Below are 16,126 nucleotides of genomic sequence, written 5' to 3'. Positions count from 1 at the left end.
GGCTACCCGGAGGCGTGGCTTGGCCATAATGTTCCATGGCCCAGACACCGCGCCCCCCTCCGGCCCCGGCCGTGGCGACGTCCCAATCGATCGACTCCCCCGACATGAGCCGGGCCGGCCGAGATCTGCTTTCCCTGGCGCTGATCGACGCGCGCAACCACACGTTGCACCTGCTGTCGCTCTTCGAGCAGGCGCTGGGCGAAGGCATGCCGACGCCGCGCGGGCCCGATGTCGTGCCGCCGGTCTGGCTGGCCGGCCACATCGGCTGGTTCGCCGAATGGTGGATCGGCCGCAACACCCAGCGCGCCTTCGGTGCCGATTGCCCGGTGCGGCCCACGCGGCTGGCGGCCATCGAGCCCGGCGCCGACAGTTGGTGGAACCCGGCGCAGGCCACGCCCGACCAGCGCTGGTCGCCGGGGCTGCCCGACCTCGCCCAGACCAAGGCCTACCTGCTCGAGACGCTGGAGAGCACGCTCGAACTGCTGGAGCATGCGGCCGAGACCGACGCCGGCCTCTACTTCTACAGGCTGGCGCTGGCGCATGAAGACCTGCGCGGCGAACAGTTCGTCGTGATGGCGCAGACGCTGGGGCTGCCTCTGGGCGTCGAGCAGGCGCCCATCGCCGTCACGCGCGAGCCGCTGCTGCTGCCGGCCACCCGCTGGGAACTGGGCATGCCCGAGAGCGGCTTCGCCTTTGCGCAGGAACGTGCCACGCATCGCGTCGACGTGCCGGAGTTCGAGATCGACGCCCAGCCCGTCACCTGGAACCAGTACGTCGAGTTCGTCGACGACGGCGGCTACGACCGCGAGGAACTGTGGCGCGGCGAAGGCTGGCGCTGGCTCTCGGCCCAGATCGAAGGGCGGCGCGGGCCGCGCCATGTGGAGCAGATCGGCGCCGCGCGGCACGGCTCCGGGGGCTCGGTGCTGCAGCACCGCTTTGGCGCGACGGTGCGCGCCGCCGGCCACCACAGCGCGGTGCACCTGAGCTGGTGGGAGGCCGATGCCTGGGCGCGCTGGGCGGGACGCCGCGTGGCGACCGAGGTCGAATGGGAGATCGCCGCGCACACCGCCGCGCGGCGCGGCTTCCGCTGGGCCGACGTGCACGAGTGGACCGCCGGCACGCTGAGCCCCTGGCCCGGCTACCGTGCCGACCCGTGGAGCGCGGGCGGGGAGTTCGATCCCGCTGCTGCATTCGGGCGTGCACGCGTGCTGCGCGGCGCCTCGTTCGCGACACGCGCGCGTCTTCGTTCACCCAAGCGCCGCGGCTTCGCCTTGCCGGAGCGCGACGACGGGTTCTTCGGCTTCCGCACCTGCAGTCTTTGATTCGCCCCCAGGCTGCGCGCACTTCGTGTCGCTTCGCCAACCCCCTTCCGGGGCGCTCACGGCGGGACGCGGCGGTGTGGTCTCAATCGTTTCGAGTAACCACGCCCGGGTCGGCCGCCAGCGGCGGCGCCACTTCTTCCAGCGGCTTGCGCTCCGCGTCGGCCGCATAGCGCAGGGCCAGCAGCCCGGCCACGATGACCAGCGCCGCGCCGATGCCGTAGCCCACCATCACCGCGCCACGGCTGCCTGTCTCTATCAGCAGGCCGAACAGCACCGGCGCCACGAAGCCGCCCGCGCCCATGCCGACGGCATAGAAGATGGCGATGGCCATCGCGCGCATTTCCAGCGGGAACACCTCGCTCACGGTGAGGTAGGCCGAGCTGGCGGCCGCCGAGGCCAGGAAGAACACGGCCGACCAGCACAGCGCCTGGCTGCGCGCGTCGAGCCAGCCCATCATGAACGCCCAGCCGGTGAGCGCCAGGCCCACGCCCGCGAGCACATAGGTCAGCGCGATCATCTTGCGCCGGCCCAGGCTGTCGAACAGCGGGCCCAGCAGCAGCGGGCCGAGCACGTTGCCGAGCGCGAACGGAAAGATGTACAGCGCCACGCTGGCTTCAGGCACGCCGTAGAAGCGCGTGAGGACCAGCGCGTAGGTGAAGAAGATCGCGTTGTAGAAGAAAGCCTGCGACACCATCAGCGCAAGCGCGACCACGCTGCGCTGGCGATAGTGCTTGAACAGCACGCGCGCCACCTCGCGCATCGAGGGGCTGGTCTGGCGAGCGTCGGTGTAGTCCACATGGCCCTGCGGCGCGGGAAGCGGGCCGTGCTGCGCCGAGACCTCCGCTTCGATCTGCTCGACGATGCGCCGGGCTTCGTCCGCGCGCCCGTGCGCAATGAGCCAGCGCGGGCTCTCCGGCACGTCGCGCCGCACCAGCAGGATGGCCACCGCCAGCACCGCGCCCAGCGCGAAGCCCGCGCGCCAGCCCCATACCGGGCCGATCACATGAGGGTCCAGCAGCACCAGGCTCAGCCCCGCGCCGAGCGCCGCGCCAATCCAGAAGCTGCCGTTGATCGCGAGGTTGACGCGCCCGCGCACGCGCGCCGGAATCAACTCGTCGATGGCCGAGTTGATGGCCGCGTACTCGCCGCCGATGCCCAGTCCGGTAACGAAGCGGCAGAGCGCGAAGAAAGCGAAATCCGGAGAAAAAGCCGTGGCCAGCGTGCCCACCGTGTAGACCACCAGCGTGACGAGAAAGAGCTTCTTGCGCCCGAGCCGGTCGGTGAGCCGCCCGAAGAGCAGGGCGCCCAGCACCGCGCCCGCCACGTACACCGAGCCCGACAGGCCGATCTCGCCGGCGGTGAGGCCCAGCGTGTCGGGCCGCTCCAGCACCGCCCCGATGGAGCCCACCAGCGTGACCTCCAGGCCGTCGAGCACCCAGGCCACGCCCAGCGCGATCACCACGCGCCAATGCCAGCGCGACCACGGTAGGCGGTCCAGGCGGGCGGGGATGTCGCTGCGCAGAGCCGTCATGCCGCCGATTATTGAAAGGCGGCCGGCGCGCCGCCTGTAGGACCTGGCCTCCGATCAGGCCGGAGGCCGCGACGGACTCAGGCCGTCTCCGCCAAAGCGTCGGCCAGCGCGTTGACCATGCGGTCGATCTCGGCCTTCTCGGCGACGAAGGGCGGTGCCAACTGGATGGTGTCGCCGCCGTAGCGCACGTAGAAGCCCTTCTTCCAGCAGTTCATGGCGATCTCGTACGGACGGCGCGCGGGCTCGCCCGGCACCGCGGCAATGGTCAGGCCGGCGGCCAGGCCGAAGTTGCGGATGTCGTTGACGTGCTTGCTGCCCTTCAGGCTGTGCACCGCGTTCTCGAAGTGTGGCGCAAGCGCCTGCACGCGGCCGATCATGTCTTCCTTCTGCAGCACGTCGAGCGCGGCGATGCCGGCGGCGCAGGCCACCGGATGCGCGCCGTAGGTGTAGCCGTGCGGGAACTCGAGCATGTAGTCGGGGCCGCCGGCCGCCATGAAGGTGTCGTAGATCTCCTTGCTGGCGACCACGGCGCCCAGCGGCTGCGCGCCGTTGGTCACCTGCTTGGCGATGTTCATGATGTCGGGCGTGACGCCGAAGGCTTCCGAGCCCGTGAGCGCGCCGCAGCGGCCGAAACCGGTGATCACTTCGTCGAAGATCAGCAGGATGTTGTTGGCGGTGCAGATGTCGCGCAGGCGCTTGAGGTAGCCCTTGGGCGGAATCACCACGCCGGCCGAACCCGCGAAAGGCTCCACGATGACGGCCGCGATGTTCGATGCGTCGTGCAGCGCGATCAGGTCGAGCAGGCGGTCGGCCAGCTCGGCGCCGTTCTCGGCCATGCCGCGCGTGAAGGCGTTGGAAGCGAGTTGCGTGTGCGGCAGGTGGTCGGCCTCGACGCCCTGGCCGAACAGCTTGCGGTTGGCCGCGATGCCGCCCACCGAGATGCCGCCGTAGTTGACGCCGTGGTAGCCCTTCTCGCGGCCGATCAGGCGAGTCTTGCTGGCCTGTCCCTTGGTGCGCCAGTAGGCGCGCGCCATCTTCAGCGAGGTGTCGGCGGCTTCGGAGCCCGAGCCGGTGAAGAACACGTAGTCCAGCCCGGCGGGCGTCAGCTCCTTGATCCTGTTGGCCAGCTCGAACGACAGCGGGTGGCCGAACTGGAACGCGGGCGAGTAGTCGAGCTTGGCGATCTGGCGGCTCACTGCCTCGGTGATCTCGGGGCGGCCGTGGCCCAGGCCCGAACACCACAGGCCCGAGAGGCCGTCGAAGATCTTGCGGCCGTCGATGTCGGTGAAGTAGGCGCCCTTGGCTTCCACGATGATCCGCGGATCGGCCTTGAAGTTGCGGTTACCGGTGTAGGGCATCCAGTGCGCGTCGAGCCAGGCGGCGTCGGTCCGCATGGCGGGCGTGGGTTCGAGGGCGGGGGCTGCAAGGGTCATGGCGTTCCGCGCGGGCGGGCTCCGGAGGGGGTTGTGAATGCGCCGATTGTTGGCAGACCCTTCAGTGTGGAGAATGGCGCAATATCAATGTTCACTTGACACTTCATGCAAGTAAAGGCCAAGGCCCAAAACGGTGCCCAGAACAGTGCTCGTAACCGCGCCGTACTGGGGCAGCTCAGCGACATGGACCTGCGGTTGCTCAAGGTTTTCAAGAGCGTGGTCGACTGCGGCGGCATGGCGGCCGCCGAGCTGGAGCTGAACATCGGCACCTCCACCGTGAGCCGGCATGTGAAAGACCTGGAAACGCGGCTGGGCCTGGTGCTGTGCCGCCGGGGCAGGGCGGGTTTCGCGCTCACCGCCGAGGGCCAGCGCGTGTACGACGAGACCCTGCGCCTGCTGGCTTCGGTCGACGCCTTTCGCGGCAGCATCGACGACATCCACAACCGCATGGGCGGGCAGCTGGAGGTGGCGCTGTTCGACAAGACCGCGACGAACCCGAAGGCGCGCATCGGCGAGGCCATTGCGCGTTTCACCGAGATAGCGCCGGAGGTGAGCCTGGCGGTGCACGTGGGCTCCATCAACGCCATAGAGCAGGGGGTGCTGGAAGGCAAGTTCCAGATCGGCATCATCCCGGCGCACCGGGCCTCGCAGAGCCTGGTGTACGCGGACCTGTTCGACGAGATGATGCTGCTGTACTGCGGCAAGGGCCATCCGCTGTTCGACAGCCCCCATGCCAGGCTCACCTGGGGGAAGCTGGGCGAACACCATTTCGCGGGGCTGGGCTACCACTCGCCCAACATGGAGCTGAGCCACAGGGCGCGGTTGTCGCGCAAGGCGACGGGCTTCGACCAGGAAGCCATCGCCACGCTGATCCTGTCGGGCCGCTTCCTGGGCTTTCTGCCCGACCACTATGCGCAGGTGTTCGAGGAGCGCGGGCTGATGAAGGCGGTGCTGCCGGCGCGGTTCAACTACGCATGCAAATTCGTGAGCCTGCTGCGGCGTTCGCCGAAGCCGTCGCGGGCCGTGCTGGCGTTTCAGGATTGCCTGGAGCGGGCGCACGCCTGACCTTCGCCGTTTCTCCGGGGCACGCCCCCTGAACGGACCGGCCTATCGCTGCCCGCTGGGCAGCAACAGATGCTTGGCCCCGATGTGCGCCTCCATCTCGTGCATGTGCGCTTCTGCATCCACCATGTGCTCGGCCATCAGCCGGCGCACTTCCTCAGCGTCTTCCTTGCGGTAGGCCGCGAGCAGCTGCGTGTGGTAGTCGACATTCGTCTCGCCGAAGTGGTGGTGGTCCAGCGCCTTCTTGTAGACCACCAGGTCGCGCAGCAGGTCGTTGAGAAAGCGGCACATGAACGAAAGCACCGGATTGGGGCAGCTCTCCGCCAGCATGGTGTGGAAGGCGAGTTCCGCCTCGCGCTGGGTGCGCAGTTCGTCCTCGTTGGTCGGCTCGATGGTGCACAGGCGGATGTTTTCCTCGAGCTTGTCGAACTGCTCCGGCGTCAGCCTGCCGACCACGCTCACGGCCAGTTCAGGCTCCAGTGCCTTGCGCAACTGATAGATATGGTGCCCGTCCAGGTGATGGAAATGCAGGAAGTTGCGCAGCGGCTCCGACGCATGGTCGACCGACACCTGCTGCAGGTAGGCCCCGCCGCCGGGCCCAGTGCGGATGGAGACGAGCCCGCGCACCTCCAGCGCCTTCAGCGCCTCGCGCACCGTGCTCTTCGAGTACCCGAAAAGCTCGATCAGTTCTTTCTCGTTCGGTAGCCGGTCGCCGGGCTGCTTGCGCTCCGCCACGATCCAGCGCTTGACGTCTTCGACGATGACGTCCGAGAGCTTTTGCCGCTTAGGACGGTTCTGCCCCACTCTCATTGAAACGCTCCATGCCCATCGGGAGATGCGCGGGATGCGCAACAGCGCGCGATCTTAAACGGCGTCATCGGCGAGCTCCGGTCGGTGTTGGGCACAAGGATTGCTAGCGGGTTTTTACCAGCATATTAATCCTATTTATCCGCTTAAATTCGCCGGCAATCGCAGGCCCCACCTTTTCCTTGTTTCACCCACCACGACCGGAGATCCCCATGCATCGCAGACACCTCCTTCAGCTTGCCGCCCTGTCGGCCGCCCCCGCTTCCCTGCTGGCTGGCCGCGCCGCCTTTGCCCAGTCGGCCGAGGCGATCCGCTTCGGCTGCCCGGTCCCGATGTCGGGCGCCTTCGCGGCCAACGGCAAGTACGCCGACCTGGGCATGAAGCTGGCCATCGAGCAGTACGGCAGCGTGCTCAAGCGCCCGCTGGCCTACACCGTGCTCGACACCGAGGGCAAGCCGGCCACCGCCGTGCGCAAGGTGCAGGAAGCCTCGCAGCAGCAGGGCGCGAAGTTCTTCGCGGGCGGCATCCTGTCGTCGGAAGCGCTGGCCATGGGCAAGGAGGCGGAGAAGGCCGGCGGCCTGTTCATCACCACCGCGGGCGCGGACGAGATCACCGGCAAGGACTGCAACCCCGCCACCTTCCGCTGGTCGGTGCCCACCTTCGGTGCCATCGAGCAGACGGTGCGCCCCCTGATCGCCACCATGCCGAAGGCCAAGCGCTGGTACACCATCACGCCGCAGTACGTGTTCGGCGACGGCCTGCTGAGCGCGGCCAAGAACATCTTCCAGGAGAAGGGCATCGAGCATGTGGGCAACAGCTACCACTCGCTCAACGAGAAGGAGTTCAGCGGCTACCTCACCAACGCGATGGCGGCCAAGCCCGACGTGCTGCTGCTGCTGAACTTCGGCGCGCAGTCTTCCGCGGCGCTGCGCCAGGCCGTGAGCTTCGGCATGCACAAGAACATGACGATCCTCATGGCCTGGGCTTCGGGCCTGGAGCAGTTCGACGAACTGGGCGCCGACCTCTGCGAAGACGTGTACTTCGGCGCGCAGTACTGGCACACGGCCGACACCACCCTCAACAAGGACCTGGTGAAGCGCACCGCCGACAAGCTCAAGATCGTGCCCAACTACAGCCTCGCGGGCTCGTACGTCTGCACCAAGATCCTGATCGACGGCATCGTCAAGGCGGGCACGGTCGACCAGAAGGCGGTGATCGCCGCGCTCGAGGGCATGAAGTTCGACGGCCTCACCGGCACCGAGGAAATCCGCAAGGCCGACCACCAGGTCATCAAGGACTACTACCTGCTCAAGGGCAAGGCCAAGTCGAAGATGAAGAACGCGGCCGACTACGTCGACGTGGTGAGTTCCGGCAAGTCCTTCCTGCCGGCCGACAAGACCGGCTGCAGATTGGGCTAACCCCCAGGCTTGCCCACTGCGTGTGGCCTCCAACCCCCTTGCAGGGGGCAACACCTGCGGCCCGGCAAAGCCGGTTCCGCGGTGTTCCCGAAAGGTCGGGGTGCCGCATCCGAGCCCGTCATCACTCACACATATGACCGTCTACCTGCTCCAGACCATCAACGGAATCGGCATCGGCATGCTGTATTTCCTGCTGGCCGTTGGCTTGTCCATCGTGTTCGGCCTGCTGCGTTTCGTGAACTTCGCGCACGGCGCTTTCTATCTGCTGGGTGCCTACCTGTGCTACCAGGCCATGCAGTGGGGCCTGAACTTCTGGGCCGCGCTGGTGCTGGTGCCGCTGTTCGTCGGCGCGCTCGGCTGGCTGGCCGAGAAGCTGCTGCTGCGCCGCGTGTATGCCAAGGCGCACGAGTTCCACATCCTCGTGACGGTGGGGCTCGCGCTCGCGGTGCAGGAGATCGTCATCGTGTTCTGGGGCCCGCTGGGCAACAGCGTGCCCACGCCCGACCTGCTCCAGGGCGTGGTGATGTGGGGCAGCTTCGTCTATCCGAAGTACCGGCTGTTCGTGATCGGCTTCACCGCCGTGCTCGCGGTGCTGCTGTGGTGGGTGCTCGAAGGCACGCGGCTGGGCAGCGCGGTGCGCGCGGGCAGCGAATCGACCGAGATGGTGTCGCTGCTCGGCATCAACGTGTTCCGCGTGTTCAGCCTGGTGTTCGCGCTGGGCGCGGCCACGGCGGCGCTGGCCGGCGTGCTGGCTGCGCCCATTCGCGGGGCCGAACCCTTCATGGGCGTCGAGGCGCTGAGCGTGGCCTTCGTGGTGGTGGTGATCGGCGGGCTCGGCAGCTTCGGCGGCGCGCTCGTGGGCGGGCTGGTCATCGGCATCCTGCAGAGCCTCATGAGCACCATCTGGCCGCCGGGAGCCAGCCTGATGATCTACATCGCGATGGCGGCCGTGCTGCTGCTGCGCCCGCATGGCCTGCTCGGCCGGAAAGCATGAACGGACACGCCATGCCGAGAAAAATCACATTCCTCCTGGCGCTCGTCGCCGCGCTGGGCCTGCCGCTGGTGCTGAGCTCTGGCTCGCTCGCGAGCGAGGTACTCATCTACGCGCTGGCGGCACTGGGCTGCAACCTGCTGCTGGGCTACACGGGGCTGCTGTCCTTCGGGCAAGGCATCTTCTTCGGACTGGGCAGCTACACCATCGCGATCCTGCTCACGCGCCTGCACCTGCCCATGCCGCTTGCATTGCTCGCGGCCATGGCCATGGGCGCGATCGGCGCGGCGGTGGTCGGCTGGGTCGCCATCCGCCAGCGCGGCACCTACTTCGTGATGCTCACGCTGGCCTTCGCGCAGATGTTCTATTTCACCGCCTACACCGCCACCGATCTCACGGGTGGCGACAACGGCCTGCTCGACGTGCCGCGCCCCGGCTTCATGGACACGCCGTGGAAGTACTACGCTTTCGTGGCGGTGATTTTCCTCATCGCCTTCGGCCTGCTGCTGCGCGTGACCGATTCGATCTTCGGGCGCACGCTGCTCGCCATCCGCGACAACGAGGACCGGGCCGCCGCCGTGGGCTACGACCTCAAGCGCTTCAAGCTGCTGGCCTTCATGATCTCCGGCGCCGTCACCGGCCTGGCGGGCGGGCTGCACGCCATGATGACCGGCATCGCGCCGCTGTCGAACGCCGAATACCACACGAGCGAGATGATCCTGGTCATCACCGTGATCGGCGGCACCGGCAACCTGTTCGCGTCGGTGCTGGGCTCGGCCTTCTATGTGCTGCTGGCCGACTGGCTCTCCACGCTGTGGCCGCGCTGGCTGCTGCTGCTGGGCCTGCTGCTGATCGGCGTGAGCATCGGCATGCAGCGCGGGCTCTGGGGGCTGGGCGAGGGCGTCTGGAAGCGCGTCTTCCGGCGCTCGCCACCGGCGGCGCCGGACGCTGCCGCCGCGCAAGGAGAAAAGGCATGAGCGACGTTCTCATCGAAGCCATCGGCGTTACCAAGCACTACGGCAAGTTTGCCGCGCTCGGCGGGGTCGACCTGAAGATCAGGCGCAACACCGTGCACTCGGTGATCGGCCCCAACGGCGCGGGCAAGACCACGCTTTTCCACATGCTCACGGGTACCGGCACCACCACGGGCGGGCGCATCCTGTTCGACGGCCACGACGTGACGCGCGAGCCCGACCACCGGCGCGTGCAGCGCGGCATGGCGCGTTCGTTCCAGGTCACGGCGCTGTTCCTGAGCCTGTCGGTGCGCGAGAACCTGCGCGTGGCGGCACAGGGCGTCTCGCCGCGCCAGGCCATGAACTGCTGGCGCGCGCCGGTCGGTGAACTGGCCTGCAAGCAGACGGTGGACGAAGTGCTGCAGCGCGTCGGCCTCGAGCGGTTTGCGAACACGCCGGCCAGCGAGCTTTCGCACGGGCAGCAGCGCCGCCTCGAGGTGGGCATGGCGCTGGCCGCCAGGCCGAAGGCCATCTTCCTCGACGAGCCGACCTCGGGCATGGGCATCGACGACCTCGACGACATGAAGCAGCTCATCCGCAGCCTGCGCGACCGGCACACCGTGGTGCTGATCGAGCACAACATGAACATCGTGATGGACATCTCCGACACCGTGACCGTGATGCAGCTGGGCCGCGTGCTCGCCGAAGGGCTGCCGGGCGACATCCGCGCCGATGCGCGCGTGCGCACGGCCTACCTTGGCAACATGATCACCGGAGGCAAGGCATGAGCGGCGGGAAGAACATCCTCGAAGTCGAGGCGCTGCACGCGCACTACGGCAAGAGCCACGTGCTGCAGGGCATCTCGATGCGCGTGGGCGAGGCCGAACTCGTCACGCTGCTGGGGCGCAACGGCGCGGGCAAGTCGACCACGCTCAAGAGCATTGCCGGCGCGGTCACGCCCACGAGCGGGAGCGTGCGCTTCCAGGGAGCGGACATCGCGGGCATGCCGCCGCACCGCATCGCCACGCGCGGCGTGTGCCTGGTGCCCGAGCACCGCGGCGTCTTCAAGCTGCTGACGGTGGAAGAAAACCTGCTGCTCGGCCTGCGGCGCGAGTCGCCCTGGCAGCTGGCCGACATCTACCGCATCTTCCCGCGCCTCAAGGAGCGGCGGCGCAACGGCGGCGGACAGCTGTCGGGCGGCGAGCAGCAGATGCTGGCCATCGGCCGCGCGCTCATGAACCACCCGCGCCTGCTGATCCTCGACGAGCCGGTCGAAGGACTCGCGCCGGTGATCGTCGAGGAAATCGTCGCGCAGCTGAGGACCATCAAGGCGGCCGGCGTGGCCATCCTGCTGGTCGAGCAGAACCTCGAAGTCTGCGTGCAGCTGGCCGACCGCCACTACATCGTGGAGCAGGGCGTGATCGTGCACGAGGCCGGCAATGCCGCCTTCATGGCCGACCACGAAGTGAAAGACCGCTACCTGGGCGTGGGCCTTGCTTGAGGCCTGCCGCAACACTCATCCTTACCGCAAAGCCATGAACTCACACACTGAACTCCGCATCGACGGCCAGCGGCTCTGGAATTCGCTGATGGAACTGGCGCAGTTCGGCGCCACCGAGAAAGGCGGTGTCTGCCGCATCGCGCTGACCGACCTCGACCGCCAGGGCCGCGACCTGTTCGTGCGCTGGGTGCGCGAGGCGGGCTGCGAAGTCCGCGTGGACGCCATCGGCAACATCTTCGCGCGCCGCGCGGGCCGCAACAACGCGCTGCCGCCCGTCACCACCGGCAGCCACATCGACACGCAGCCCACCGGCGGCAAGTTCGACGGCAACTACGGCGTGCTCGCGGGTCTGGAGGTGATCCGCTGCCTCAACGACGCCGAAGTGGAGACCGAGGCACCGCTCGAGATCGCGGTGTGGACCAACGAAGAGGGCTCGCGCTTCGTGCCCGTGATGATGGGCTCCGGCGTGTTCGCCGGCGCGTTCACGCTCGAACACGCACTGGCGCAGTGCGACAACGACGGCGTCAGCGTGTCCGACGCGCTCGCCGCCATCGGCTACGCGGGCAGCACGCCCGCGTCGGCGACGGCATCGCCGATGGGCGCGTACTTCGAGGCGCACATCGAGCAGGGCCCGGTGCTCGAAGCCAACGAGCGCGTGATCGGCGTGGTGGAAGGCGCGCTGGGCCAGCGCTGGTACGACGTGGTGGTGCAGGGCATGGAAGCCCATGCCGGCCCCACGCCGATGGCGCTGCGCAAGGACGCGCTGCTGGCCGCTGCCGAACTCGTGATCGAGGTCAACCGCATTGCGCTCGCCCATGCGCCGCATGGGCGCGGCACCGTCGGCTGGATCGACAACTACCCCAATTCGCGCAACGTGATTCCGGGGCGCGTCAAGCTCAGTGTCGACCTGCGCGCGGCCGACGACGTGGTGCTGTCGGCCATGGACGCCGAACTGAAAGAAGCAGTGCAGCGCATCGCGACGAAGGGCAAGGTCGAGATGTCGGTGGAGCAGGTCGTGTATTTCCAGCCGCAGCCCTTCACGCCGAAGCTGGTGTCGGCGGTGCGCGAAGCCGCGCAGGCGCAGGGCATGACCTGGATGAACGTGATCAGCGGCGCGGGCCACGATGCGGTGTACCTCGCGCGCGTGTGCCCCGCGGCCATGATCTTCGTGCCCTGCCTCGACGGCATCAGCCACAACGAGATCGAGGATGCGCAGCCCGACCACCTGGAAGCCGGCTGCAACGTGCTGCTGCAGGCCATGCTGCAAAGCGCCGGAGTCGCGCAATGAAAGTGCTGATCGCGCGCCTCAACCACGAGACCAACACCTTCTCGCCCGTGCCCACGCCGCTCTCGGCCTTCGGGCCCGACGGGCCGACTTTCGGCGAGCAGGCCTACCGCGACAACAAGGGCATGCGCACCGCGATGTCGGCCTTCATCGACCTGGCCGAGGCGGCGGGTGCCGAGCTCGTCACGCCGGTGTCGGCCTCTGCCAACCCGAGCGGGCCGGTCGATGCCTCTGCCTACACCTTGCTGACGCAATGCATCGTCGATGCCGCGCCGGGCTGCGACGCCATCCTGCTCGACCTGCACGGCGCGATGGTCGCGCAGAACAGCGTGGACGGCGAAGGCGACCTGCTCGTGCGGCTGCGCGCGGCGGCACCGGGCGTGCCCATCGGCGTGGCGCTCGACCTGCATGCCAACGTCACGCCCGCGATGGTTGGGAACGCCGACGTGATCGTCGGCTTCAAGACCTATCCGCACATCGACATGTACGAAACCGGCGCGCATGCCGGCCGCCTGCTGTTCGACATGCTCGCCGGACGCGGCAAGCCCGCGATGCGCTGGCACCGTCTGCCGCTGATGGCGCACACGCTGCGCAGTGCGTCGTTCACCGGCGCGATGCAGCGGGCCATCGAGGCGGCGCGCGAGGCGGAGAAATCGGAGTCGCTCGCGGTGTCGATCCTGGCGGGCTTCTCGCTGTCGGACATCGAGGCGCCGTGCATGAGCGTGATCGTGGTCGATGCACATTCGCCGGAGCGCGCGCAGGCCACGGCCGACCGCATCGCCGCGCAGATGTGGAACGAGCGCGAGGCCTTCGTCTACCGCAGCGAGCCGATGGCCGAATCGATTGCGCGCGCGAAGCTCATCGCGGAAGGCGCCACGCGCCCGGTGCTGCTGCTGGACCACGGCGACAACTGCATGTCGGGCGGCAGCTGCGACACCATGGACGTGCTGCAGGAAGCGCTGGCGCAAGGGCTGCACGGCATCGGCGTGGGGCCGCTGTGCGACCCCGAAGCGGTGGCGCAGCTCGTCGCGGCGGGCGAGGGCGCCGAGGTGACCGTGGCGCTGGGCAACAAAGTGTCGCTCGAAGGCATCGGTCTGAAGAAGACGCCGGTGCGGCTGACGGGCACCGTGCGTGCCGTGAGCGACGGCGAATACGTGATCACCGGCCCCACCTACACCGGCCAGCGCAGCAGCATGGGCCGCACGGTGCTGTTCGACATCGGCGCGGCGCGCATCGTGGTGACGGAGCGCACGCAGGAGCCGTGGGACATCGGCGTTTTCGAGTGCGCGGGGCTCGATCCGCGCAAGGAGCGCTTCCTGCTGCTCAAGTCGCGCATGTACTGCCGGCCGGTGTTCGAGCCGCTGTCGGCCGCGCTGGTGGAGTGCGACAGCCCCGGCGTGACGAGTTCCGACTACAGCCTGTTTCCTTTCAGCAAGGTGCGCAGGCCGGTGTTTCCGCTCGACGCGGATGCGGAGATGGCACGGGCGGCATGACCTCCCGGGTCATCGACGCTGTGCGCGTGCGGCGCGACCATTCATTCACCCCGCGATGTTGCGGGTCGAAACTCCCGAAAGGAATGGTCATCATGAACACCGCCGCACACGACGCCGCCACGATCGCCCAACGCTACATCGCCGTCTGGAACGAGACCGACGCCGCGCGCCGCGCCGCGCTGATCGAAGCCGGCTGGACCGCCGATGCCCGCTACGTCGACCCGATGGCGCAGGCCAGCGGCCGCGAGCAGATCAGCGCGCTGGTCGGCGCGGTGCACCAGCGCTTTCCCGGCTTCCGCTTCAACCTGCTGGGCAAGGCCGACTCCCACGGCGACCACCTGCGCTTTTCCTGGACGCTGGGCCCGAGCGGCGCCGAGGACCTGATCCAGGGCACCGACTTCGCGCAGGTGGAGGCGGGCAAGCTGCGCTCGGTGACCGGCTTCCTCGACAAGGTCCCGGTCGGCGCCTGAACCAAAGCTGAACAGCCGCGGGCTTGGGAAGGGTCAGTCCGGCGCGCCGGCCGGCCGGCCGCGCCACAGCTTGCGGTACACGGTCGCACGGCTGATGCCCAGCGCCCGGGCGGCCTCCGCCACGTTGCCACGGGCGTCGGCCACCGCCTTGCGTATCAGGGCGGTCTCCACGTCGCGCAGCCGGGGCCGGCTGTCCGCCGCCGGCAGCCCACCCGGTGCGCCGCGCCCGCCGTGCTGGGGTTGCACCTGCACCCGCAGGCCCGACCACAGCGGCACTTCGAGCATGGCGTCGCCGCGCCGGGCGGCGTCGAACATCATGTGCAGGGGCAGGGCGAACAGGTCGTTGAAATGCAGCGCCTGCTGCTCGCGCGCCAGCGGCTGGTGCAGCATCTGGCGGGCGGCCGCGTTGGCGCCGGTGACGCGGCCTTCGCCGTCGATGCACAACAGCCCCTCGGTGGCTTCGCTGGCCGCGCTGCCGGGCCAGGCCAGGCGCAGCAGCAGCTCGCAGGGTTCGCGCAGCACCAGCATGTTCTCTATGCTGCGCGCGGACAGGGTGGCCAGATGCCGCAGCTCCGGGCGTTCCACCACCTGCACGCCGGTGAGGTCGAGCATGCCGATGCAGTCGCCTCGGGGACCGAACAGCGGCGCGCCGGCGCAGCTGTAGACGCTGGTGTCGTCGAAGAAGTGCTCGCCGCGGTGCAGCCACACCGATTCCTGCTCGGCCAGCGCGGTGCCGATGGCGCTGGTGCCGATCGCCCGCTCCGACAGGTCGACGCCGATGCGGCCGATGTCGCGCGCATAGCGGCTGGCGGCGTCGGTGCCGTCGGGCAGGTTGCCGACATCGACCACGATGCCGTCGGCGTCGGTCAGGATGGCGAAATAACGGGTGTCGGCAATGGCGCGCGAGAGCCGCTCTATCACCGGCCGCGCGGCGGCGACCAGCACGCGGTTGCGCTCGGCGGCATCGCGCTGCGCGGACTGGCTCACCGGGTCGAAACTGATGCGCTGCTGGGGACGCCGGCCGGCCTCGATGCAGCGCTGCCAGGAGCGGCTGATCCAGGAGTCGACGCGGGCCGTTGCGCGCGCCCGGGGGGATTCGCCGTGGATCAGCTCGCGGCGGGCCTGGGCGATGGCCAGCGAACGCTCAGGGGCTGGCGAAACGATTGAAGCGACAGGCATCGTGGGGTGTTCGCGCGGTGTGGGGGCTTTTGCCGGCTCGCAGGATGGCAAGCTGTTTCATTTTGAGAATTTCGCGCCGTCTGTGCAAGTGTCAAGGGTTTTGCCTAGGATAGTGCGGGAGGTCGGCATCCAAGATGCTTTCGCTGAATTAGCCATCACCTTTCACGGAGACAGCCAAATGCAGGTCGCTTTCAAGATCAACGGCCGTGAGGCCACGGTCGACGCTCCTCCCAACACCTTTCTCGTGCATGCAATCCGGGAGCACCTCCATCTCACCGGTACCCACGTCGGCTGCGACACGGCACAGTGCGGCGCCTGCACCGTCCTTGTGAACGGCCGTGCCGTCAAGTCCTGCAACATCCTGGTCGCGCAGGCGGCCGGCGCCGACATCACCACCATCGAGGGCATCGCCGATGCCGACGGCGCCATGCACCCCATGCAGGCGGCCTTCAAGGAGTGCCACGGCCTTCAGTGCGGCTTCTGCACCCCGGGCATGGTGATGAGCGCCATCGACCTGTGCACCCACCACCCCAAGTCGAGCGAATCGGAGATCCGCGAACTGCTCGACGGCAACCTGTGCCGCTGCACGGGCTACCAGAACATCGTGAAGGCCGTGAAGATGGGCGGCGAGGCCATGGCCTCGGGCACGCCCGTCAAGACAACGGCAACCGCCTGAGGAGA

15 protein-coding genes are annotated in these 16,126 nt (G+C 68.4%); 11 read left to right on the top strand and 4 right to left on the bottom strand.

What is annotated here, in order from left to right:
- Positions 1-35: 35 nt before the first annotated feature.
- The gene (locus QRN67_RS12285) at positions 36-1,322 is read left to right on the top strand and encodes an SUMF1/EgtB/PvdO family nonheme iron enzyme (protein ID WP_285411994.1); all 1,287 of its coding nucleotides are present in this window, start codon (positions 36-38) and stop codon (positions 1,320-1,322) included.
- A gap of 82 nt (positions 1,323-1,404) precedes the next feature.
- On the opposite strand, the gene QRN67_RS12280 is transcribed toward QRN67_RS12285, so the two are convergent.
- Together QRN67_RS12280 and aptA are read right to left on the bottom strand one after the other, a co-directional pair.
- Positions 1,405-2,853: an MFS transporter gene (locus QRN67_RS12280; protein WP_285411993.1), complete on the bottom strand. Its 1,449-nt coding sequence runs from the start codon at positions 2,851-2,853 to the stop codon at positions 1,405-1,407.
- 77 nt (positions 2,854-2,930) lie between these two features.
- Positions 2,931-4,286, bottom strand: coding sequence for an omega-aminotransferase AptA (gene aptA, locus QRN67_RS12275; protein WP_285411992.1), 1,356 nt, complete (start codon positions 4,284-4,286; stop codon positions 2,931-2,933).
- A gap of 105 nt (positions 4,287-4,391) precedes the next feature.
- Here aptA and QRN67_RS12270 point away from each other — a divergent pair, with 105 nt between their 5' ends.
- Entirely contained in the window at positions 4,392-5,351 is a 960-nt protein-coding gene (locus QRN67_RS12270; RefSeq protein ID WP_285411991.1) for a LysR family transcriptional regulator, read from the top strand.
- 42 nt (positions 5,352-5,393) lie between these two features.
- Here QRN67_RS12270 and QRN67_RS12265 read toward each other — a convergent pair whose 3' ends face one another.
- On the bottom strand, positions 5,394-6,158 hold the full coding sequence (locus QRN67_RS12265) for a FadR/GntR family transcriptional regulator (RefSeq protein ID WP_081266837.1): 765 nt from the start codon (positions 6,156-6,158) through the stop codon (positions 5,394-5,396).
- A 209-nt stretch (positions 6,159-6,367) separates the two neighbouring features.
- Between QRN67_RS12265 and QRN67_RS12260 the strand changes: the two genes are divergently transcribed.
- From QRN67_RS12260 to QRN67_RS12225, 8 genes are all read left to right on the top strand, one after another.
- Complete coding sequence (locus QRN67_RS12260) at positions 6,368-7,573, top strand: ABC transporter substrate-binding protein (protein WP_081266836.1); 1,206 nt, start codon at positions 6,368-6,370, stop codon at positions 7,571-7,573.
- Positions 7,574-7,706: 133 nt separating this feature from the next.
- Positions 7,707-8,567 carry a branched-chain amino acid ABC transporter permease gene (locus QRN67_RS12255; protein WP_285411990.1) on the top strand — a complete coding sequence of 287 codons (861 nt, stop codon included), beginning with the start codon at positions 7,707-7,709 and terminating at the stop codon, positions 8,565-8,567.
- Between the two features lie 11 nt (positions 8,568-8,578).
- Entirely contained in the window at positions 8,579-9,541 is a 963-nt protein-coding gene (locus tag QRN67_RS12250; protein ID WP_285411989.1) for a branched-chain amino acid ABC transporter permease, read from the top strand.
- Positions 9,538-10,305, top strand: coding sequence for an ABC transporter ATP-binding protein (locus QRN67_RS12245; RefSeq protein ID WP_285411988.1), 768 nt, complete (start codon positions 9,538-9,540; stop codon positions 10,303-10,305). Before QRN67_RS12250 ends, QRN67_RS12245 begins: the two co-directional genes overlap by 4 nt.
- Positions 10,302-11,018 (top strand): ABC transporter ATP-binding protein, encoded by a 717-nt coding sequence (locus QRN67_RS12240; protein ID WP_285411987.1) that lies wholly within the window; start codon positions 10,302-10,304, stop codon positions 11,016-11,018. The genes QRN67_RS12245 and QRN67_RS12240 overlap by 4 nt, the downstream gene beginning before the upstream one ends.
- 34 nt (positions 11,019-11,052) lie before the next feature.
- Entirely contained in the window at positions 11,053-12,306 is a 1,254-nt protein-coding gene (locus QRN67_RS12235; RefSeq protein WP_285411985.1) for a Zn-dependent hydrolase, read from the top strand.
- Positions 12,303-13,796 (top strand): M81 family metallopeptidase, encoded by a 1,494-nt coding sequence (locus tag QRN67_RS12230; protein WP_285411983.1) that lies wholly within the window; start codon positions 12,303-12,305, stop codon positions 13,794-13,796. Before QRN67_RS12235 ends, QRN67_RS12230 begins: the two co-directional genes overlap by 4 nt.
- Before the next feature lie 92 nt (positions 13,797-13,888).
- Entirely contained in the window at positions 13,889-14,266 is a 378-nt protein-coding gene (locus tag QRN67_RS12225) for a nuclear transport factor 2 family protein (RefSeq protein ID WP_081266939.1), read from the top strand.
- Between the two features lie 33 nt (positions 14,267-14,299).
- Here the strand turns inward: QRN67_RS12225 and QRN67_RS12220 are convergent, their stop codons facing one another.
- Positions 14,300-15,445: a helix-turn-helix domain-containing protein gene (locus QRN67_RS12220; protein WP_285411982.1), complete on the bottom strand. Its 1,146-nt coding sequence runs from the start codon at positions 15,443-15,445 to the stop codon at positions 14,300-14,302.
- A 178-nt stretch (positions 15,446-15,623) separates the two neighbouring features.
- Here QRN67_RS12220 and QRN67_RS12215 point away from each other — a divergent pair, with 178 nt between their 5' ends.
- On the top strand, positions 15,624-16,121 hold the full coding sequence (locus QRN67_RS12215; RefSeq protein ID WP_081266829.1) for a (2Fe-2S)-binding protein: 498 nt from the start codon (positions 15,624-15,626) through the stop codon (positions 16,119-16,121).
- The last annotated feature ends 5 nt before the right edge of the window (positions 16,122-16,126 follow it).

This window comes from Variovorax sp. efr-133-TYG-130 (assembly GCF_030208835.1).
Lineage (GTDB): Bacteria > Pseudomonadota > Gammaproteobacteria > Burkholderiales > Burkholderiaceae_C > Variovorax.
This window is presented reverse-complemented; position numbering and strand designations above follow the sequence as displayed.

Coding starts and splice junctions, on each gene's coding strand:
- QRN67_RS12285 (WP_285411994.1), top strand. CDS start 36: ATGGCCCAGACACCGCGCCCCCCTCCGGCCCCGGCCGTGGCGACGTCC.
- QRN67_RS12280 (WP_285411993.1), bottom strand. CDS start 2,853: ATGACGGCTCTGCGCAGCGACATCCCCGCCCGCCTGGACCGCCTACCG.
- aptA (WP_285411992.1), bottom strand. CDS start 4,286: ATGACCCTTGCAGCCCCCGCCCTCGAACCCACGCCCGCCATGCGGACC.
- QRN67_RS12270 (WP_285411991.1), top strand. CDS start 4,392: ATGCAAGTAAAGGCCAAGGCCCAAAACGGTGCCCAGAACAGTGCTCGT.
- QRN67_RS12265 (WP_081266837.1), bottom strand. CDS start 6,158: ATGAGAGTGGGGCAGAACCGTCCTAAGCGGCAAAAGCTCTCGGACGTC.
- QRN67_RS12260 (WP_081266836.1), top strand. CDS start 6,368: ATGCATCGCAGACACCTCCTTCAGCTTGCCGCCCTGTCGGCCGCCCCC.
- QRN67_RS12255 (WP_285411990.1), top strand. CDS start 7,707: ATGACCGTCTACCTGCTCCAGACCATCAACGGAATCGGCATCGGCATG.
- QRN67_RS12250 (WP_285411989.1), top strand. CDS start 8,579: ATGCCGAGAAAAATCACATTCCTCCTGGCGCTCGTCGCCGCGCTGGGC.
- QRN67_RS12245 (WP_285411988.1), top strand. CDS start 9,538: ATGAGCGACGTTCTCATCGAAGCCATCGGCGTTACCAAGCACTACGGC.
- QRN67_RS12240 (WP_285411987.1), top strand. CDS start 10,302: ATGAGCGGCGGGAAGAACATCCTCGAAGTCGAGGCGCTGCACGCGCAC.
- QRN67_RS12235 (WP_285411985.1), top strand. CDS start 11,053: ATGAACTCACACACTGAACTCCGCATCGACGGCCAGCGGCTCTGGAAT.
- QRN67_RS12230 (WP_285411983.1), top strand. CDS start 12,303: ATGAAAGTGCTGATCGCGCGCCTCAACCACGAGACCAACACCTTCTCG.
- QRN67_RS12225 (WP_081266939.1), top strand. CDS start 13,889: ATGAACACCGCCGCACACGACGCCGCCACGATCGCCCAACGCTACATC.
- QRN67_RS12220 (WP_285411982.1), bottom strand. CDS start 15,445: ATGCCTGTCGCTTCAATCGTTTCGCCAGCCCCTGAGCGTTCGCTGGCC.
- QRN67_RS12215 (WP_081266829.1), top strand. CDS start 15,624: ATGCAGGTCGCTTTCAAGATCAACGGCCGTGAGGCCACGGTCGACGCT.